Below are 18,610 nucleotides of genomic sequence, written 5' to 3'. Positions count from 1 at the left end.
ATACTCCTGCGCCCGTTTTGCTCTTGAGGACTTATCTCGTGTCCAACGTCGTTGCCGATCACCTTGTCTTGCTTGACCACTTGCGCAGCATCCTGGTCGCCGTGGGTGAGGCAGACCAGGTTCCCGAAGAAAGCCATGCCCTGTTTCTGGAGCGCTTCGACGAATTGCGCGCGCAGTTGCCCGTTGATCCGATCGAAAGCCAGTACCTGGGCCAGGACCTGATGTGCCAGGTCATCGTCCGTTATCCACAGATCGCCCACCTGGTGCCTCGTGACCTGCTGTGGTACTTCGCCGGTGACTGCCTGCATTACATGCCCGACGAAGAAATCGCCTTGTACCAGGCTCTGGAAGAACGTCGTTTCGAAGCCGAGCAAAACGACGAACCCTTCGACTGGAACCAGGAAAAGCAATTGCTGGCGATGTCGGATCAGGACAGCAAGCACTGATTGCGATCAGTCATGCAAAGGCCCGCACGGTTAATCCGGCGGGCCTTTTTTGTGGCCCGCCTTGTTCAAAGTAGGCTCCTTCTCCAGGCATTCCACCAGATAATCAATGAACACCCGCAACTTTGGTGGCAGGTAACGGGTAGGCGAATGCAGCAGCCACAAACCACCCTGGTAAGAGGCCAGGAACGTCCAATCCGCCAGCACCTGCACGATCAAGCCTTGCTCCAGCGCATGATGGGCGGTGAAATACGGCAAGCTGCCGATGCCAATGTGCTGCAAGACAGCCTCCAGCCGCACGCCCGTATGATTGGCGGCATAACGTCCACGCACGCCCACGTGGACGGACCTGGTGCCTTTCCTGAATTTCCAGCGAGCGTCGTGTGGGGTTTCTCCCAGGTAGATGCAGCTGTGCTCCAGCAGGTCGTGGGGATGCTCGGGGATGCCGTGCTCGGCCAGGTAGCGCGGCGTGGCGCAGAGCAGGTGGTCAATGGTCAACAACTGACGTCCCACCAGCCCGACCGGCGGCTGGTCGGTGATCCGCAGCGCCAGGTCAACGTGATCGTCGATCAGATCGACCTGTCGATCCTCCAGCAGTAACTCCACATCGACCTTGGGGTAACGACGCAAGAACTCGGCTATGTGGGGATGAATGACAAAGCGTCCCACCGCCTTGGGCACGCTGACCCGGATCCGCCCCTCGGCTTCATGGGCGAACTGGCCACTGATTTCCATCACCGATCGGGCGGCGGCGACCATTTCCCGACAACGCTTGAACACTTCTTCCCCGCCATCGCTCAAGCGCAGCTTGCGGGTGGTGCGTTGCAGCAATCGGGTCGCCAAGGCTTTTTCCAGACGCGAGATGCTTCGGCTGACAGCCGACGGTGACACGCCTGATTGCCTGGCCGCTTCGGAGAAACTGCCGGTCTCCACAACCTTGACGAAAATGGCCATTTCGGCGAGCAAGGCCAGTGATTGATTTGTGCTCATGGAGCAAAAGCCCTGTGAAATTTGAACGGATTATCATCAATTTACACACAACTTATAATCCCGCACACATTCCGATGCGGGTATGGAATATCCGCACCTGAGCCTTTTCTCTTTTTAATCGGTTAGCGCCGCGTTGCCGCGCCCCTGACCGTTCGGAGTTGAAATGCTATCGAGCTACCTGGGCGAATTCCTGGCCCTGGCCACCGTTCATTTTCTTGCGGTGGTCGCACCCGGCCCTGATTTCGCGGTGACGATCCGTCAAAGCGTCCGTTTTGGCCGCTGGATCGGGATCTGCACAGCGTTGGGCATAGGCGCCGGTATCTCGGTGCATGTGATCTACACCTTGCTCGGGGTGGGTGCGCTGATGCACACCTTCCCCTGGTTGCTGATGGTCGCCAAGGTGGTGGGCGGTGCCTACATTCTTTACCTGGGCGTCAGCCTGCTGCGCAGCAGACCCAAATCCACGCTTGAAGGTGAACACCCCATCGCTCAAAACGCTGCTCGGCAAACGCCATTCAAAGCGTTTGTCACCGGGTTTCTGACCAACGCCACCAACCCGAAAGCCACGCTGTTTTTCCTGGCCATCTTCACCACCCTGATCAGCACCACCACACCGCTGCAGATCCAGGCGTTGTACGGGGTCTGGATGTGCCTGGTGAATGCCCTGTGGTTTGTCGTCGTCGCGTTGTTTTTTTCCAGCGCCCGGGTACGGGAAGTGTTCATGCGCATGGGTCATTGGTTCGAACGGACCATGGGCGTCATCCTGATTCTGTTTGCCGGACGGTTGATCCTTTCGCTGTAAATACGTCCCGAAATCGCACAAAAGACAAATTATTGACGGCGACTTTGCCGAGAATTTCCCTCCCGTCACTTTTTAGTCGTTTTTTTTGTTTATGGCGTGGCGCTTTGCCATGCATGAACTACCTTCAAAAAGAAGCGGGCACGGCGGTGAATAAATCACCCCTAGGGCGACCCGATCAACACCGGTCACCCTGCTCGTCACCCCGGTATCGCGGGGCTCAAACAGTTTTTTCGAAAGCTGCCTGCCATTCAGTCAGGCCGGTGGGATGCGCTCGCTCGCTTGTAGCGACGAGGCGCTCACCACCGCCGCTCAATGGTCTGGTGCAATACAAGGGGCAGCCCGGGCCCCTTAAGTGATCCGAGGCATTTGTTAAGCCTAGGGACGGCCTCTCTGTCGAGGATCACTTCATGAGCTATCGTACCCCGCCCGCTTTAAAGCACTTGATCCATGGTCTGTTCTGGATGGGCCTTGGCCTGGAAGCGGCCCAGGCCGCAACGGCAAATTGTGCTCAGTTGGACAATTTGCCGGCGACCTTCGAGGTTGGCCAAGGGCTTCAGAACGAATTGCGTATCCTGGCCCCCGTAACGAAGCTGGCAGTGGGCGACCCGAAAATTGCCGACGTGCAACCCAGCGGCAGCGATGCCTTCATCCTTACGGGCCTGGCGCCCGGGGCCACCAGCCTGATGGTCTGGACGGCCTGCTCAAAAATCCCCCGCCAGAGCATGATCTTCGTCAAAGGCAGAGCCACCTCGGCACTGACCAGCGCCGCGAGCGTACCCTCCGAAGACCCCATGCTGCTTGCCCAGGTGCAGACTGACATCCGTTTCGTCGAAGTCAGTCGGACCAAGCTCAAGGAAGCTTCAACCTCTATTTTCGGCAGCCGTGGCAACTTCCTGTTCGGCGCGCCGAGAACCCTGCCCACCATCGGTGGCGTGGTGCGGCCTTCATTGCCGGTCAACAACGACATGTTCAACCTGTCCTTTGCCACCGGACAAACCCTGCTGATGATCAATGCGCTGGAAGGCAGTGGCTTTGCCTACACCCTGGCGCGGCCGAGCCTGGTGGCCCTGAGCGGGCAGAGCGCGAGCTTCCTGGCCGGCGGCGAAGTGCCGATCCCGGTGCCCAGTGCCGGCAGCGACAACGTGTCCATCGAGTACAAGGAATTCGGTATCCGTCTGACCTTGACGCCCACCGTCGTCGGAACCAACCGCATCATGCTCAAGGTGGCACCGGAAGTCAGTGAACTGGATTTCACCAACGCGGTGAACATCGCTGGCACGCTGGTTCCGGCGCTCACCGTACGCCGTACCGATACCAGTATTGCCCTGGCCGATGGCGAAAGCTTTGTCATCAGCGGCCTGATCAGCACGCGCAATGCCTCTCAGGTGAACAAATTACCGGGGTTGGGCGATGTTCCGATTCTCGGTGCGTTCTTTCGCGATAACTCCATCAATCGCGAAGAACGCGAGCTGCTGATGATCGTCACGCCGCACTTGGTCCAACCGTTGGCCGCCGACGCACAACTGCCGACGTTGCCGGGCGAACAGCTGCGCAATTACGACCCGAACTTCTACCGCATGTACTTCCTTGAAAACGGCGAGTTCGACAACCGTAACGGGCTGTCCCAATGAGCCGGGGCCTGAAGTGCAAGCGTCCACGTGTTCAACCTGATACGAGGGGACATTCAATGAAAGCGGTGATCGCGATAGCCGCAACGGTGCTGCTGGTCGGATGCGCCAGCAACGGCGTGGCTTCACGTCCGACCAGTTGCGCCAAGCCAGGCTCCGATCAGGAACTGGCGCTGAACCTGGCCGATGACATGGCCAATGACGGACGTTTGTATGCCAGCCTGGCGAACCTCGAAGGTCTGCCGGAGGATCTGGTCCAGGTCCGCCTGCGCAAGGCGCGAGTGCTGCGTCTGATGGGACGTAACGAGGCAGAGCCGTTGTACCAGAGCCTGCTCGGCACTTGCCTGGCCGCTGATGGCGAGCATGGCCTCGGCCAGTTGGCTGCCGCCAGGCATGATCATGCTGGCGCCACCGAACACCTTGAGCGCGCTGTGAAAATGTCCCCCACCGAAGGAAAAATCCGCAATGACCTGGGAGTTGTCTATCTCAATCAGCGACGAATCCCTGAAGCCCGCTTCGAGTTCATGACCGCCATGGAGCTCAGACAGTCAGACTCGCTGGCCGCCTTCAACATGGTGACGCTGCTGATTTACCAGGACAACTGGAAGCAGGCAGCCGAACTGGCAAACATGGCCAATCTGAGCCCCAAACAAGTGGCAGATGCTCAAGCCCGGGCGGAAAAAATCAGAGGCTCGGCCCCTGCCGGGGCGACATCCCCCGCGAACCGCTTGAGCGATGTGGCCGACGCCTCATCCGATGCGGTCAAGTAGCGCCTTACGAGGAGTCCAAGAGATGAAAACCAGACAACTGTTGATCGTGTGCATGACTTGCCTGTCCGCCACCGCCTGGGCCATTGAACCCGGCCCCTCTTCGGCTGCGCAACAGGGCACGGAGAGCTGGATGCAGCTGCAGATTCGCGGGGTGGTGGCCTCAACCCACCTGCAAACTGCCTCGGCCACCGAACGGGAATTGGCCATGCAGCGCTGGCTCAATAGCTTCAATTACCCGATCCCGGAATTCTTCGAACAGGACTCGGGTGGGGAAATCACCAGCAGCAACTGAAACACAGTGGAAAACAAAAGATCGCAGCCTTCGACAATACCTACATCCGATCCGGTGTAGGCCTTTTCGAAGGCTGCGATCTTTTGCTCTGCCCTGCATCAAGCCGAGCACGCCTGTTTGTGGCGCGGGGCCCTATCCCCTCGGGTTGCGCAGCCCTCCAGGAAGCAACCGCCCATGCGAACTGAGTCTTGCGCGGGTCCGGCCAATGGGTGAGACGCCAATCCCCGGTTTCAGGACCGCTAAGCGGCCCAGCGGGGATCAACCCTCTCGCCACGGGCGTTGGAGTTCGGTTGGGTATGGACTTCGATCGTTCCCACGCTTCTGCGTGGGAATGTCGCCAGGGACGCTCCGCGTTCCGCTTCTGGAAGGTGACGCAGAGCGTCACGGGATGCATTCCCACGCAGAGCGTGGGAACGATCATAACCCTTGTGTGCCTGACTGAGTGGCGAGGGAGCTTGCTCCCGCTGGGCTGCGCAGCAGCCGCAAACCGGGGCTGCAGCGCTGCTCGAGCGGGAGCAGGCTCCCTCGCCACAGGCTTGTACAACCGGGACCGTATGCCCCTCTACATATTTCCAAAGGCCCTGAACACGCCAATCATGGCGGGGCCGATGGCGACCAGGAAGAAGCTTGGCCAGAGGCAGAAGATCAGCGGAAAGATCAGCTTGGTACCGATTTTGGCCCCCATTTCCTCGGCCGCCTGGGTGCGCCGGTCACGAAACTCATCGGCGTAGATACGCAGGGTGTCGGCCACGCTGGTGCCGAAGCGGATGCTCTGGGCCAACAGGCTGACCAGGCCCTGGATATCATCCAGGCCGGTGCGCAGGGCCAGTTGCTTGAGAGCGTCGGTGCTGGTGATACCCGCGCGGATCTGCGCGTTCACCAGGGCCAGCTCTTCGGCCAGCTCAACCTGGCTGACCGACATTTCTTCGGCCACCCGTTCTATGGTGGTGGGCAGAGCCAGGCCTGACTCGACGCACACCACCATCAGGTCCAGCGCATCGGGAAATGCCGCCCGCAGCCGCGCTTGTCGCGCCTGCTTACGCTTGCCGACGTACAGCGCCGGCAGCAACCATCCGATACCCGCCATCAAGGTCGCCACCAGCAAACCGACAATCAAGGACACCTTGATCAGCGGCAGCAGCAGTAACGTAACGCCAAGCAGCAGCAACGGCAGCATCAGGCGCACGGCCCAGTACATCTGCACCGCCGATGCGGAACGGTAGCCGGCGTGTGTGAGCAGGGTCAGGGTGGCGCTGGCCTGGGCCGGGTCAGTCGCTGCGAACCGCTGGCCGACCCGCTCCAGCAAGAGTTGCAGGTTACCTGGCGCCTCCTGCCCTTGCGTGCTGCCGGAATATCCCCGTTTGATCAGCGCCAGACGCCGTTGCACCGGGTCCTGCAGGCCGAGCATCAGCAAGATCATGGCGACGACCGCCAGTACCGTACTGAGACCGATCACGGCGATGAACAACAGCCGTGCCGCCTCCTCGTTTCCCGTAAACCGACTGAACAACCCGAGCAGAAAATCCATGACTGATACCTCTCGCCGCAAGGGCGCTTAAACCTGGATCCGGATGATTTTTCGGATCCAGAGAATCCCCAGCAACATGGCGCCGAACGCGAACATGATCAGCTTGTGGCCTATAGGGTCGTTGATCAGCACCGGCATGTAGCTGGGGCTGGTGAGCACAATGGCGATCGCCAGCACGAAAGGGATCGCCACCAGCACCCAGGCCGACATGCGCCCTTCCGCCGACAAGGTCCGGATCTTGCGCTGGAAGCGGAAGCGCCCGCGGATCAAGCGGCTCAGGCGCTCCAGCACTTCGGTCAGATTGCCGCCGGTTTCGCGGTGGATAAGTATGGAGGTCACCAGCATCATCACCGTCATGCTCGGCATGCGCTCCAACAGCCCGAGCATGGCCCGGCGCACATCGTTGCCATAGTTGATGTCGGCGAAGGTCATGCCGAACTCCTGGGCGACCGGCCCCCTGTGCTCCTCGGCAACCAGGCGCAGGGTTTCGTTGAACGGGTGCCCGGCGCGCAAGGCCCGGCACATGGCGTCCAGCGCATCCGGCAAGCCTTCCTCGAAGGCGGCGAAGCGCTTGCTACGATCACGCATGATCTTCAGCACCGGCAGCCAGGTCACCGCAAAGGCCGCCAGCAGCGCCATCCACCACACCGGCCAGAACATCAACACCACGGCACCGGCCGCTACGCCCAGGGCCAGGCCGAGCGCCATTACCCGATAGGCCCGGTATTCGTGGCCGGCCTGCTCGATCAACTGGGTCAGGTTGGCCATGAACGGCAATTGTTCAAGCCGGGCTTCCAGGGGCGACAAGCGCGTCAGGTACTTCTGCCGCAACACGGTCTGCATGTTGGGCAGATGGTTGGCTTTCTCCAGCACATGCAGGCGCCCACGGATGCGCTTGCGCATTTTGCCGGCCTCGCCGAACACCGGCACCACCACACCCTGGGACAGGAGGAAGACGGCGATGAACACCATGGCGAGAAAAATCAGGATGAACTCACTGGGGATGTTGTTCATGACGTCCGAGCCTCCATCCACTCAGGGCGGAACAGGGTCAGCGGCAACTCGATGCCGCGCCTGGCCAACACGTCGCGAAAGGCCGGGATCATGCCGCTGGGCCGATAATCCCCCAGCACCTCGCCGTTTTCCCCGATGCCTTGGCGCGTGAAAGAGAAAATTTCGGTCATGGTGATGATCTCCCCTTCCATGCCGTTGATCTCTTGCATGCTCACCACACGACGTTTGCCGTCTTCTTGACGCTCCAGCTGGATCACCACATCGATGGCAGAGGCAATTTGTTGACGCATGGCCTTGATCGGAAAAGTCGCGCCGGTCATCGACACCATGTTCTCGATTCGCCCCAAGGCATCGCGCGCGGTATTGGCGTGGATTGTGGTCAACGAGCCATCGTGGCCGGTGTTCATGGCGGTGAGCATGTCCAGCGCTTCGGCGCCGCGCACTTCGCCGATGACAATGCGGTCCGGACGCATCCGCAGGCTGTTGCGCACCAGTTCCCGCTGGCTGACCTCGCCGCGCCCCTCGATGTTCGAAGGACGGGTTTCCAGGCGCACCACGTGAGGTTGCTGCAGTTGCAGTTCGGCCGAGTCCTCGATGGTAACGATGCGTTCGTTGTGGGGGATGAAACTGGACAGCACGTTGAGCATGGTGGTCTTGCCACTGCCGGTGCCGCCGGAAATCAGCACATTCAAGCGCCCACGGACAATCGCCTTGAGCAACAAGGCAATGGCTGGGGTCATGGTGCCCACCTGGATCAGGCTGTCAGTGTTGAGCAGGTCCACCGCAAAACGACGGATCGACATGCTCGGACCGTCGATGGCCAGTGGCGGGATGATTGCGTTGACCCGCGAGCCGTCCTTGAGCCGGGCGTCCACCAAAGGGGACGACTCGTCGATACGCCGGCCCAGGCTGGAGACGATGCGATCAATGATGTTCAGCAGATGCTGGTCGTCGCGAAAGCGCACGTCGGTTCTTTGCAGCTTGCCGAAGCGCTCGACATAGACCGAGGCAAAACCGTTGACCAGGATGTCGGACACGCTATGGTCGGCCAGCAACGGCTCCAAAGGCCCCAGCCCGAGCACTTCGTCGGTGATCTGCTTGATGATCAACTGACGGCTGGCGGAGCTTACCGGCGCCGAATGCTCATCGAGCAAACGCTGGCAGATATCGCGTATCTGCCTCGCCGCCTCGGCCTGCTCGAGGGAGTCGAGCAAGGACAGGTCCATGACCTTGAGCAGTTGCTGGTAGATTTTTTCCCGCCATTGGGCTTCCACCGGGGTGACCTGACTACGGGTTTCGTAGAGCACGTCGGGGATGGCATGTTCCCAGGCCATCAATTGCTCTGTCGGATCCGGCAGGCTGTCGCCAGCCAGTTCAATGGCCGGTTTACCGGACTGTTTACGCAAGCGGTTGCGGAAGTCGCTGATCATGGGTCATCCCCCGAAAAAACGGTTGAAGGCACGTTTGAGCAGGCCTTTGTCTGCGGCCATCTGGTGACCGACCAGGTCTTCGGTCAAATCGCGCAGGGCAACGGTGATGGCCGCCCTCGGCGCATGCAGCCCCAACGGCACGCCAGTGTTCTGACTCTGGCTGACCAGGTTGAAGTCATTGGGTAATTTCGACAGGTTGGTGCACCGCAGGGCTTCTGCGACATCCTTGAGGCTGACCGCAGCCGCCTTGTCATAGCGGTTGACCACCACCTGCAACTGGTCCCCACGTACGCCCAGGTCCTCGCGAAGAATCCGCACCAGGGCGCTGGCATCGCGCAGATGGCTGACGCTTTGTTGAACCACCACGTAGACCCGGTCGACCTGCTCCAGCACAGAGCCGGTGAGGTGGTCGATCTGACGCGGCAGGTCCACTACCACCCAGTCATAGCTGGCACGGGCCAATTGCAACAAGGCGTCGAGTTGTTCCGGCTGGGCGTCCTGTGGCAGGCACAACTCGCCGCTACGGCCACCCAGCACGTGCAGGGTCGGACTGAAGTGGCTGCAAAAACCCCGCAGGGCGATACTGTCCAGGTCCTCGACCTGTTGCAGCACTTGCAGATGGCTATGGGACTGGGCCACATCCAGATAGTGGGTCACGCTGCCAAATTGCAGGTCCATATCCAGCAGCAGAGTGGTACCTGCCTGGGCGCTGAGTTGCTGGGCCAGGTTGCAGGCCACCAGCGTTGCACCGGAACCACCCTTGGCGCCGATCACGGCGACCAACTTGCCTTCGGCGCCGTGGCCGACACGGACCTCCGCAACCAGACGATTCAGGGCGGCCACCAGTTCCGTCTCGGCGAAAGGCTCGGGCAGCACGTCCCGGGCACCGGCCTGCATTGCCAGCCGCATGCCTTCCTGCTCGCCCATCAGACCGCACACCAGCATCGGTGGACGCTCATGGGCAGGCCGCTGCAGCAACGCCGCCAGCTCTTCGCGCCACAAGTGACTGACCCGCAACAACAGCAGATCGGGCATTCGCTCCAGGCCATAGAGCGGATCGACATGGCCGTTGCTCACCAGGCGCGTGCTCACTTCCAGGCAAGGCATGCGCTGGCAGACGCATTGCAAGTCGCGCAGGGACGAAGCGTCACGGCTGCTGATCAGTAACCGCAGCCCGGCTTTGCCGGTGACGGTCGACAGTGGAGTTTCCCTGGTATTCAGCATGGTGTGATCTCCCCGGAATCGGAATGACGCCCAAGGCTTTCGCGTGGCAAGGTCGCCCTGAATGTGGGCAAGGTAATGGGCACGCCAAACCCAGGAATGAACAGATTGAAAACGAAGTTCTGCACGCTCAACTGGACGTAACGGATAGCGCGGAAGCCGTTGGCGCTGACCGTGTCGGCGGGGTTCGCCACCACCGCGCCGTTCACATCCAGATAGGTCAGCGCCAGGTTCGAGGTGGCGAGGCTGCTGATCAATTGGCTGGTGCCTGCGTCCGTCGCGGCGTTGAAGATGGCCCGGCGCAACACCACCGGATCGTTGATGTTGCACACCGCCGCCAGACGCGCACCGCGCCGCGCGGCCTCATCCAAGGCATTGGCGGTGAAATACAGCCGGCCCATCTCCACCACGCCAAACAGCAGGATGAACACCAGCAGGCCAACGAAGGCGAACTCCACGATATAGGTGCCTTGCATGTGCTTGTTGTTCATCACAACGCCCTCATGACGGTGGTCGCGACCAGTGGGATACCCAGCGCAATGGCACTGCCGAAAAAACCGGGAATTGTTCCGCCGCAATTGCCCGCTCCAATCACCGGGCAAAAGGTGTAGGTGATGGTGACACGCACATGGTCAGCCCCCACCGCCGCGACCTCCACGTTAGCCGTGGTCAACCCGGCCACCACAGCGGTGCCGGCCTGGCTCGGGGTGCCATACACCGCGACGTTTTTCGTCTGGGTCTGCAGCGTGTTGTTCAGGGCAATGGTGCCCAGGGTGGTATTCCAGGCCTGGCTGGCGACGAATCGATTGGCATCACGGCTGGCCTGTAGCAGCACGTTGTATTGGAAGAGCATGCGGCCGAACTCGCCAAAAGCCAGCAACAGCAGCAACAACAACGGCAGCACCAGGGTGAATTCCACCAGCGCCACGCCTTGCTGGGCCTGCGCGGGTTTGAAATGGGCAAGTCTCATGACGCCTCCTACGAGTCGGTGCTCGGAGTGCCGCTGCCGTTGAGATAGGTTTTGTAGAGCTGAATGACCTGCGGCCCGGTATCGCTGACCGGCGTGGGGCCGGGCACATTATCGCCTTCGCATTCCTGGACGAACTGGCCAAAGATGATGGAGTCCGAACCTCCGCCATTCACCGGTTGCACGACGAAATAGCAGCCAAAACCCAGGACGGGAATCGAGGTAGAACCGCTCAGTTTGCCGGTGCAGTCACCGATCACGATCTTGAGCATCCGCCGTTCGAAAACCCCGTTGCTCTCACAGCCATTGCCAGCTCCGGCCACACAGGCGGCAACTGCTGTTCGCCAGTCGTTGTAGTCCAGTATTGCCTCGCCGCCGGCCGAGAGATCGCCGTTGCTCGAAGTAATGGGCTGTCCTTTGTATTGCGCCTGGGAGAGCGAATCGTTATAGGTCATCGCCGGGTTGCTCGAAGTGGTGATCAGGTCGGGTGGATAGTCCGAAGAACTGACCGGACCGTTATAGATACCGAATCGCGTGTTCAAGCCCTGGGAAGTCGGGCCGGCTTTGTTGCCCGGTGCGGTCTGGACGTTGTCCCCGACACTGCGGCAGACCGAACCGCCGCCCGCCAAGTCTTCGCGCACAGCACTGCCGCCGGAGCCGAAATCGAGCAGTTGGAAATTGCCCGGGCCAATGGGCGACGTGTTGCCCGCGGCCGTCTTCAGCACCGTCAGGTCGCCAAAGCGGTAACTCCAGAAATTTCCGGCAGCCGGGTCGTATTGGCTGGTGTCGCCGCAGACCATCAAGGGCGCCAGATCACACGGAGCCGTCGGGCTGGGGCCTGCGGTGGCGATCGCCGCCACGGCCTTGTTGCCCAGGCCGGCACTGCCCATCGTTTGAACGAAACTCCAGAAAAAACCGCTCAACCGATAGCTGGACACCGACACTCGCACGTATTTGGCATCCGCCGGCCCGGGATAGGAGAACGGGCCATAAACGCTGCTGGCCAACTCCACTGCGGCGAACGCAGCCGGGTTGCCGGCGACAGCGGTTGCCAGTTCAGCGTTGCCCGCAGCGTCGGCATTGCGTGTCAGCGTGTCCAGGGCAGCGGCCCGAGTCGTGCTGGCCATGTTGAGCCCTCCCGTCACCTGGCTCAGGGTCTTGGCGCCGCTCAGGGCCGCGGCATCCACGGCATTTTGCAGACGGGTCTTGTTCAGCAGCATGTGTCCGCCATCCAGGGCCAATGCCGCCATCATGGAAATCGCCATTAACGCGATCACCATCAATACACTCACTGCTCCTTCCTGGCGCCGAGGCGTCGCAGTGACAGGCTGCCGGATACTGGGATTCATGATCGAGCCCTCGTTTGCCGACACGTGAGGATCGGCATCGCCATGGCCGAAGGGACCAGGCATTTTTCTACGCGTTTCAGTGAACGTTGACGACGCTGCTTTCAACTCCACGGATCACCGTGATCCCGCTGGCCTGCGCTTTGGGGCTGCGCTGCACTACGGGCTTTGGCACCGCAGCAGTCGCCACCGCCATCACCGGAGCCGGAGGGGGCGCCACGACCACGGTTTTTTTCTCCAGGTTCAGCGGGTTACGCAAGGCCAGTTGCAACTTGCCTTCGGTCTGCGCAGTCACCAGGGCCTCCGCTTCAGTGGCCGACATTTCCAGCGTCACGGCCCTTACCACCACCGGCTGGGTCTTGTCGGTGCCCGCCGTCTGATCCACCGCCAGCACCCGCAGGTTTTCAAGAATGGTCCGGGACACGGCGTTGTTACTGCCGGCGCTGGTGGTCTTGGTTGCCAGCACGTCGACCCGGTTCCCCGGCAACAGGAACCCACCCACACCGACCACATCATCGACCCGTACCGATATGGCGCGTTTGTCAGGATCGATCAGGGACGCCAGGGTGCTGCCACCCAGGTGCTCACTCAGACGCGCGCCCCGCACGATGTCACCGCGCAGAATGTCGAACGTTGCGATCTTGCCCACGGCCTGTTCGCTGGAGTCAAAGGCATCGTCCGGGATCGTATCCATGGGCATGCGCACGGTCGTGACCTGTTGGGCCTCGACCATCTGCCCGAAGGGAATTGGTACGGTGGCGACCACCACACTTCGCAAGTGGTCATCGGGTTTGGCGTTAAGTCGTGCGCTCAGCCAGGAGTCAGCCATCCATGCGGCACCCAGGCCCATTACCAGGGAAACGCCAATCAGCGAAAGCGTACGAGAGCTCATGTCGGTATCTCCGATTCAAAGGAAGTCGAGCTGAACGAAGTAGTTGTGCCAGGCCCATTCCAGCTCTTGCGGCAACAGGGGCCCGGAACCGCCCAGGTAACGCTGGCGGTCGAGCGCCATGTTCAACAGGTCACGGGGATGGCAAGGCACCAGCGGCATGCCCTCGCCGGCATAAAGCTGCTGCAGCACATAGCGCACCAGCAGCGGGTCATGGGGAATGCCCAGACGTTCGCACTCCTGGCGCCAGATGCGCTCGTATTCTTCGGGCTTGAGGTAACCGAACTGCACCTTGTAGCCAATGCGGCGCAGAAAGGCCTCGTCAGCCAGTTCCAGGGGGTTGAGGTTGGTGGAAAACACCAGGACCAGATCGAACGGCAATTCGCAATGGCGACCGCCGCCCAGGTTGATGAAGTCGCGCTTTTCTTCCATCGGCACGATCCAGCGGTTGAGCAATTCGGCCGGGGCCATGCGCTGGCGTCCCATGTCATCGATGATGAACAGGCCGTTGCTGGCCTTGAGCTGCAACGCGGCCTGGTACTGGCGAGTAAAAGGGTCATAGCGAACATCCAACTGCTCCATGTTCAACTCGCCGCCCGTGATGACAATCGGGCGTTTGCAGCACAGCAGCCGACGGTCGATGCCTTCGTTGAGCATCAGATTGTTCGATTGGCTCTTGTCATCCAGACGCTGATGCACCTGCGGGTCGTAGATCTCGATCACCGACTCGTTGATGACGATGGCATGGGGCACCCAGATGGCCTCGGCGAACAGACGGATAAGACGACTGCTGACATAGGTCTTACCCGTGCCCGCCGGGCCGTAAATCATGATCGCCCGTCCTGAATTCAGTGCCACGCCCAACTGATCGAGCATGCCTTGCGACAGCACCATGCCGGCCAGGGCCCGTTGCATGTCGGTGGCGGTGATACGCCCATGGTGAATGGTCTGGATCTTGATCAGGGACCGATAGCTACTCACCGGAAAAGGTGCCGCACCGATATAGCCACTGCGAGACAGGGCATCGCGGGCGGCACTGCGGCCACGTTCGGTCAGGCCGTAACGCAAGGCCTGCACACTTGTTTGCCCGAGCTGGCCGAGCACTTCGACACGACCGTCCTTGCGCAGGAACGCCAGGACTTCTTCCAGTACCGCGCCGGTCAGCGCCAGGCGTTCCACCAGCCGCGGCAGGTCCAACACACCGGCGTCGTGCAGATGCTTGCAGACCAGCTCGCCGAGAAAACTGTCGGTCAGGCCGGTGTCTTGAATCGTGCATGGCTGAGGTGCCAGGCGTTGCACCGCTTCCCGTTCACTGGGGTAGGCATCACTATCGTTGATGACGTGCATGACTAGACTCCCCAGCCATCGGCAATCAGCTGCCAGTAGACGCTGTTCAAGGTGCCGATCAGGATCGCGATCGAATAAGGAAAAGGTTTGCCGGCCACTTCATCCGCGGTAGGTGCCAGGTAAGCCTGGGCCCGCACAATCAGCCAGTAACGCTGGAGGGTCTGGAGCAACTGACCGCGGGCCAGCACGATCAGAAAACCGCACACGCCACCAGCAATCAGGCTGAACAGCGCAGCCCACAATGCGTAATGAACCGGCAGGAAACTGCCCACCATGGCCATCAACTTGACGTCTCCGGCGGCCATGCCACCCACCGCATACATGGGCAAAAACAGCGCAAAACAGACCAGCATGCCCAGCAGGCTGTCGCCCGTTCCGCTGATCCCGCCTGTATAAGTCTGACCGGCCAAACCCAAGGCCAGGCCCAACAGGACCAGCGTGTTGGGGATGCGGTGGCGAAGCAAATCGCTCACCACCGCCACACCCAGCAGTCCTAGCAGCAGCACCGTCGACACCAGCAATTCCATGGACATGGCGCGTCTCCCTGTTGCAGTTATCGTTAGCAGGCCACGTTGCCGTTGACGGCCTGGCACAGCGCACGGATCTTGGTGTCCACCGCGCCGCCCAGAAGAACGAAGGCTGCCGCCACCAACACCGTGATCAAACCTCCCGCGACGGCGTATTCAACAATGGTCAGGCCATCTTCATCTTTGGCGAACCGGCTGATCGAAGTTCTTATTGTGTGCAGAGTCATTTTTTTCACCTCACCTTTGAATAAAGGTTGTAACGCCATGAACTGAGTTGTCGGGGACAACGCCAAGTCCATTTGAATGAATCGTTGTACTCACAGCAAAAGAGTCGCAAGCGAGGCTTCCTTGAAAGCTGCCGTGTCCCCGCGCAGTTATCGCTATCAGCAGGCAACGTTGCCGTTGACGGCCTGGCACAGCGCGCGGATCTTGGTATTCACGGCACCGCCCAGAAGAACGAAGGCGGCGGCCACCAACACCGTAATCAACCCACCGGCCACGGCGTATTCCACAATGGTCAGGCCGTCTTCATCTTTGGCGAACTTCAGCACCGAAGCCTTGATTGTTTGAAGAGTCATTTTGCGCACCTCATCAGGGTTGTTTTCAGAGGCAGTACATTTGCAACTGCCTGATGCAACCCTAGTCAGCGGGTGGGGATAGCCGTTAGGAGGATTTTGCACATCGCTAGGATTATTTTGCGGGGGGAGCCAGGCATGCCTTGCGATTGCAACTCGCAACGATTCGCGCTCTGGCGTTCTGAGCATACGGCGCTTAAAAAACCGGCTTTTTATAAAAAATTATTCGGCGAAGTGATGGCACATTGGCAATACTGCTAGCTTAAGGGCAGTCGCAACGCTGAGTGGTAAGCACATGCCATCGAATCTGACCAGAAAGCCAAAGCTGTTGTGGTTCGATCTGACTCACGATCGGTCCACCCCGGAACTTGTCAGCCAGTTCGAGGACACTTGCGACTGCACCCAGGCAAAAGATGCCCTGCTGCCCGGCGGGGAACAGGCGGACATGATCTGCATCCATTTCGATCGCCCGGATACGCCGGGCCTGAGGCGGTTGCTGGAGATCAAACGCACCGTCCCTGCCACTCCCATCACCATGTTCACCGTGCAGCACTCCGAAGAACTGGCCGTCTGGGCCATGCGCTCGAGTGTGTGGGAATACATGGTACTGCCCCTGTCAGCCACAGAGAGGAAGCGCTACCTGACTGCCCTGGTGCAATTATGCGAGTTACGCCGCCACACCTGTGGCCCGCGCAAGACTTCGTTGATCGACCACGCGCCAACCCTGCCAGACAGCATCCGCCTGACCTCGGGGCACCAGAAACACCAGGCCCTGAGCCATATCATGCTGTACATCGACCAACATTTTCGCGACAGCATCGATCAGCGGGACCTGGCCAAGCGATGCGGTATGACCACGTTTCGCTTCAGCCGCGTGTTCAAGGAAGCCAACGGACTTGGCTTCACCGATTACGTACTGAACAAACGCATGAGCTTTGCCAAGGAACTGCTCGACAATAGCCAGATGCCTATCACCAGCATCGGCTATGAGGCCGGGTTCAAGGATCCCTCCTATTTCGCCCGCGCCTTCAAGCAGTACGCCAACTGCACACCCAGTGAATACCGCCTGGCGCGGCAGATGCGAACAATGATTCCCGCTCCCGATCTGCCGGAAAACGAGCGTGCAGACGCACTTGAGAGCCTGGTGGAGAGCCTCGAAGATTGAAGCGCGCTTTTTCACGGACGAAAAAAAACGCCGCTCAATGAGCGGCGTTTTTTTGAATTTGGAGCGGGAAACGAGACTCGAACTCGCGACCCCGACCTTGGCAAGGTCGTGCTCTACCAACTGAGCTATTCCCGCAAATGGCGTCCCCTAGGGGACTCGAACCCCTGTTACCGCCGTGAAAGGGCGGTGTCCTAGGCCACTAGACGAAGGGGACACGCTGCCCGGAACACATGGTGTGTGTTCCAGTGCCCAGATCCGTACCCGAAGATATCGATTCTGGTTTCACTCAGCCCTGCCCGAAGGCAACGCTGTTTAAAATTGGAGCGGGAAACGAGACTCGAACTCGCGACCCCGACCTTGGCAAGGTCGTGCTCTACCAACTGAGCTATTCCCGCATTGGCGTCCCCTAGGGGACTCGAACCCCTGTTACCGCCGTGAAAGGGCGGTGTCCTAGGCCACTAGACGAAGGGGACACGCGTACAACATTCACTGCTTATCGCGTTTGGCTAAGTGCTTTACGCTGTAAGTGGCGCGCATTCTATGGATGGATTGCTGGGTCGTCAACCCCCAGATATAAATTTATTTAAATCAATGACTTCGCCCGGTTTAGGGGCTGTTCGCACATTTTGCCCGTCCGGTCTCTGGCGCCTATATTCTGTCATCCGCCAAGACGTTATAGTCGTGTCCGACAAATAGTGGCAATGTGCATCCATATTCGCCGTACTTCCATACGCAGTGCCACGCCTGTCTAATCGCATCGCACAGGCCTATGCGCTTAAAAGCCAAGCCACTACACTCTTGATATGCGAACCCCAATAAAGAGGTCTTACCGGTGACACCACTCATGATCACCCTGCTCGTCGTAGCCGGGATCGCACTGTTGATCGCCATTGGCTACATGAACCATGTGGTGGAAAACAACAAGCTGGAAAAGGCCCGTACCAAGATTGAACTCAACGACCGTTTACGTCGTTGTGGCGAGCTCACCGAGACCTTTCCCGGACAATTGATGACCCCGGCCCTGAAGCTGTTGATCACGCGTCTTGAGATCAACGTCTGTCAGCGCCTGCTGAACCTGGAGAAAACCAATACGGCGGTCAAGGCGCGCCTGGACGAACTGAATGCGCTGGCCGCACAGGGTGAATCGATTCCGGTGAACAACCCACCGGCACCGATCCAGACCGAAGCCAAGGCCAAGGATGTGCGGTTTCTGCTCGAGGCCCTTCATGGTCAGATTACCCGCGCCGCCCAGGATGGTTTCCTGCCGCCCAACGAAGCCAAGCGCTGGATCCGCGAAGTGCGACACATCCTGGTGCTGTTGCACATCGAGTTCTTCAATAATCTCGGCCAACACGCCTTGCAGCAAGAACAACCGGGGCAGGCCCGCCTGGCGTTCGAACGGGGTGTGCAGTACCTGCGCAAGCAACAGGAACCGCAGGTCTATGCCGAACAACTGGACTACCTGGAAAAACTCCTGGCCCGCGCCAATGCCATGGTTCTGGCCAGCACCCAGCCGGTCGAAGGCGAAGTCAACCAGTTGACCGAAGGGCTGAAGGACGCCGAAGTAAACGACGAGTGGAAGAAGAAGAAGGTTTACGACTGATATTCGGGTTAGGCTCTCAAGCCTGACTCCTGTGTAGCGAGGTGATTTATCCCCTCGCTACACAGGGTCCGTC

Annotated in this window: 20 protein-coding genes and 4 tRNA genes; 7 read left to right on the top strand and 17 right to left on the bottom strand. The window is 60.0% G+C overall.

From position 1 onward, the window contains the following. Positions 1–38 precede the first annotated feature (38 nt). Positions 39–446, top strand: coding sequence for a PA2817 family protein (locus BW979_RS11435; RefSeq protein WP_047228173.1), 408 nt, complete (start codon positions 39–41; stop codon positions 444–446). 30 nt (positions 447–476) lie between these two features. On the opposite strand, the gene BW979_RS11430 is transcribed toward BW979_RS11435, so the two are convergent. Beyond that, positions 477–1,433 carry a LysR family transcriptional regulator gene (locus tag BW979_RS11430; RefSeq protein WP_047228172.1) on the bottom strand — a complete coding sequence of 319 codons (957 nt, stop codon included), beginning with the start codon at positions 1,431–1,433 and terminating at the stop codon, positions 477–479. 163 nt (positions 1,434–1,596) lie between these two features. Here BW979_RS11430 and BW979_RS11425 point away from each other — a divergent pair, with 163 nt between their 5' ends. The 4 genes from BW979_RS11425 to BW979_RS11410 all read left to right on the top strand — a co-directional run bounded on the left by BW979_RS11425 (position 1,597) and on the right by BW979_RS11410 (position 4,925). Continuing rightward, positions 1,597–2,235, top strand: a complete 639-nt coding sequence (locus BW979_RS11425; RefSeq protein ID WP_047228171.1) for a LysE family translocator — start codon at positions 1,597–1,599, stop codon at positions 2,233–2,235. A gap of 407 nt (positions 2,236–2,642) precedes the next feature. Continuing rightward, positions 2,643–3,866 carry a type II and III secretion system protein family protein gene (locus BW979_RS11420; RefSeq protein ID WP_047228170.1) on the top strand — a complete coding sequence of 408 codons (1,224 nt, stop codon included), beginning with the start codon at positions 2,643–2,645 and terminating at the stop codon, positions 3,864–3,866. 56 nt (positions 3,867–3,922) lie between these two features. Beyond that, a complete protein-coding gene (locus BW979_RS11415) occupies positions 3,923–4,633 on the top strand; it encodes a tetratricopeptide repeat protein (protein WP_047228169.1) in 711 nt (236 codons plus the stop codon). A 22-nt stretch (positions 4,634–4,655) separates the two neighbouring features. Beyond that, positions 4,656–4,925 (top strand): DUF3613 domain-containing protein, encoded by a 270-nt coding sequence (locus tag BW979_RS11410; RefSeq protein WP_047228168.1) that lies wholly within the window; start codon positions 4,656–4,658, stop codon positions 4,923–4,925. Between the two features lie 562 nt (positions 4,926–5,487). On the opposite strand, the gene BW979_RS11405 is transcribed toward BW979_RS11410, so the two are convergent. The 12 genes from BW979_RS11405 to BW979_RS11350 all read right to left on the bottom strand — a co-directional run bounded on the left by BW979_RS11405 (position 5,488) and on the right by BW979_RS11350 (position 15,772). After that, positions 5,488–6,453 (bottom strand): type II secretion system F family protein, encoded by a 966-nt coding sequence (locus tag BW979_RS11405; RefSeq protein WP_047228167.1) that lies wholly within the window; start codon positions 6,451–6,453, stop codon positions 5,488–5,490. Between the two features lie 27 nt (positions 6,454–6,480). Then, positions 6,481–7,467, bottom strand: a complete 987-nt coding sequence (locus tag BW979_RS11400) for a type II secretion system F family protein (protein ID WP_047228166.1) — start codon at positions 7,465–7,467, stop codon at positions 6,481–6,483. Then, on the bottom strand, positions 7,464–8,897 hold the full coding sequence (locus BW979_RS11395; protein ID WP_047228165.1) for a CpaF family protein: 1,434 nt from the start codon (positions 8,895–8,897) through the stop codon (positions 7,464–7,466). Before BW979_RS11395 ends, BW979_RS11400 begins: the two co-directional genes overlap by 4 nt. 3 nt (positions 8,898–8,900) lie before the next feature. After that, positions 8,901–10,121 (bottom strand): AAA family ATPase, encoded by a 1,221-nt coding sequence (locus BW979_RS11390; protein WP_047228164.1) that lies wholly within the window; start codon positions 10,119–10,121, stop codon positions 8,901–8,903. Next, positions 10,115–10,609, bottom strand: a complete 495-nt coding sequence (locus tag BW979_RS11385; protein ID WP_047228163.1) for a TadE family protein — start codon at positions 10,607–10,609, stop codon at positions 10,115–10,117. The genes BW979_RS11390 and BW979_RS11385 overlap by 7 nt, the downstream gene beginning before the upstream one ends. Then, on the bottom strand, positions 10,609–11,088 hold the full coding sequence (locus BW979_RS11380) for a TadE/TadG family type IV pilus assembly protein (RefSeq protein ID WP_047228162.1): 480 nt from the start codon (positions 11,086–11,088) through the stop codon (positions 10,609–10,611). The genes BW979_RS11385 and BW979_RS11380 overlap by 1 nt, the downstream gene beginning before the upstream one ends. Positions 11,089–11,096: 8 nt before the next feature. Next, positions 11,097–12,434, bottom strand: a complete 1,338-nt coding sequence (locus tag BW979_RS11375; RefSeq protein ID WP_442962049.1) for a TadE/TadG family type IV pilus assembly protein — start codon at positions 12,432–12,434, stop codon at positions 11,097–11,099. Positions 12,435–12,510: 76 nt separating this feature from the next. Further along, the gene (gene cpaB, locus BW979_RS11370) at positions 12,511–13,323 is read right to left on the bottom strand and encodes a Flp pilus assembly protein CpaB (protein ID WP_047228161.1); all 813 of its coding nucleotides are present in this window, start codon (positions 13,321–13,323) and stop codon (positions 12,511–12,513) included. Between the two features lie 15 nt (positions 13,324–13,338). Continuing rightward, positions 13,339–14,667 carry an ATPase AAA gene (locus BW979_RS11365; RefSeq protein ID WP_047228160.1) on the bottom strand — a complete coding sequence of 443 codons (1,329 nt, stop codon included), beginning with the start codon at positions 14,665–14,667 and terminating at the stop codon, positions 13,339–13,341. A 2-nt stretch (positions 14,668–14,669) separates the two neighbouring features. Next, complete coding sequence (locus BW979_RS11360; protein ID WP_047228159.1) at positions 14,670–15,200, bottom strand: A24 family peptidase; 531 nt, start codon at positions 15,198–15,200, stop codon at positions 14,670–14,672. A gap of 26 nt (positions 15,201–15,226) precedes the next feature. Further along, the gene (locus BW979_RS11355; RefSeq protein WP_047228300.1) at positions 15,227–15,421 is read right to left on the bottom strand and encodes a Flp family type IVb pilin; all 195 of its coding nucleotides are present in this window, start codon (positions 15,419–15,421) and stop codon (positions 15,227–15,229) included. A gap of 156 nt (positions 15,422–15,577) precedes the next feature. Next, a complete protein-coding gene (locus tag BW979_RS11350; protein WP_008070254.1) occupies positions 15,578–15,772 on the bottom strand; it encodes a Flp family type IVb pilin in 195 nt (64 codons plus the stop codon). A gap of 292 nt (positions 15,773–16,064) precedes the next feature. On the opposite strand from BW979_RS11350, the gene BW979_RS11345 reads away from it, so the two are divergent. Further along, positions 16,065–16,934, top strand: coding sequence for a response regulator transcription factor (locus BW979_RS11345; RefSeq protein ID WP_047228158.1), 870 nt, complete (start codon positions 16,065–16,067; stop codon positions 16,932–16,934). A 59-nt stretch (positions 16,935–16,993) separates the two neighbouring features. On the opposite strand, the gene BW979_RS11340 is transcribed toward BW979_RS11345, so the two are convergent. From BW979_RS11340 to BW979_RS11325, 4 genes are all read right to left on the bottom strand, one after another. After that, a tRNA-Gly gene (locus BW979_RS11340) sits at positions 16,994–17,069 on the bottom strand. Between the two features lie 3 nt (positions 17,070–17,072). After that, a tRNA-Glu gene (locus BW979_RS11335) sits at positions 17,073–17,148 on the bottom strand. 105 nt (positions 17,149–17,253) lie between these two features. Then, positions 17,254–17,329, bottom strand: a tRNA-Gly gene (locus BW979_RS11330). 2 nt (positions 17,330–17,331) lie between these two features. Then, positions 17,332–17,407, bottom strand: a tRNA-Glu gene (locus BW979_RS11325). A gap of 371 nt (positions 17,408–17,778) precedes the next feature. Here BW979_RS11325 and BW979_RS11320 point away from each other — a divergent pair. Next, positions 17,779–18,537, top strand: a complete 759-nt coding sequence (locus tag BW979_RS11320; RefSeq protein ID WP_076383820.1) for a hypothetical protein — start codon at positions 17,779–17,781, stop codon at positions 18,535–18,537. Positions 18,538–18,610: the final 73 nt, after the last annotated feature.

The sequence above is a fragment of the Pseudomonas sp. A214 genome (assembly GCF_900156295.1).
GTDB classification, from domain to species: Bacteria; Pseudomonadota; Gammaproteobacteria; order Pseudomonadales; family Pseudomonadaceae; genus Aquipseudomonas; species Aquipseudomonas rhizophila.
Note: the sequence above shows the minus strand (reverse complement) of the source record. Positions and strands in the feature narration are given on the sequence as shown.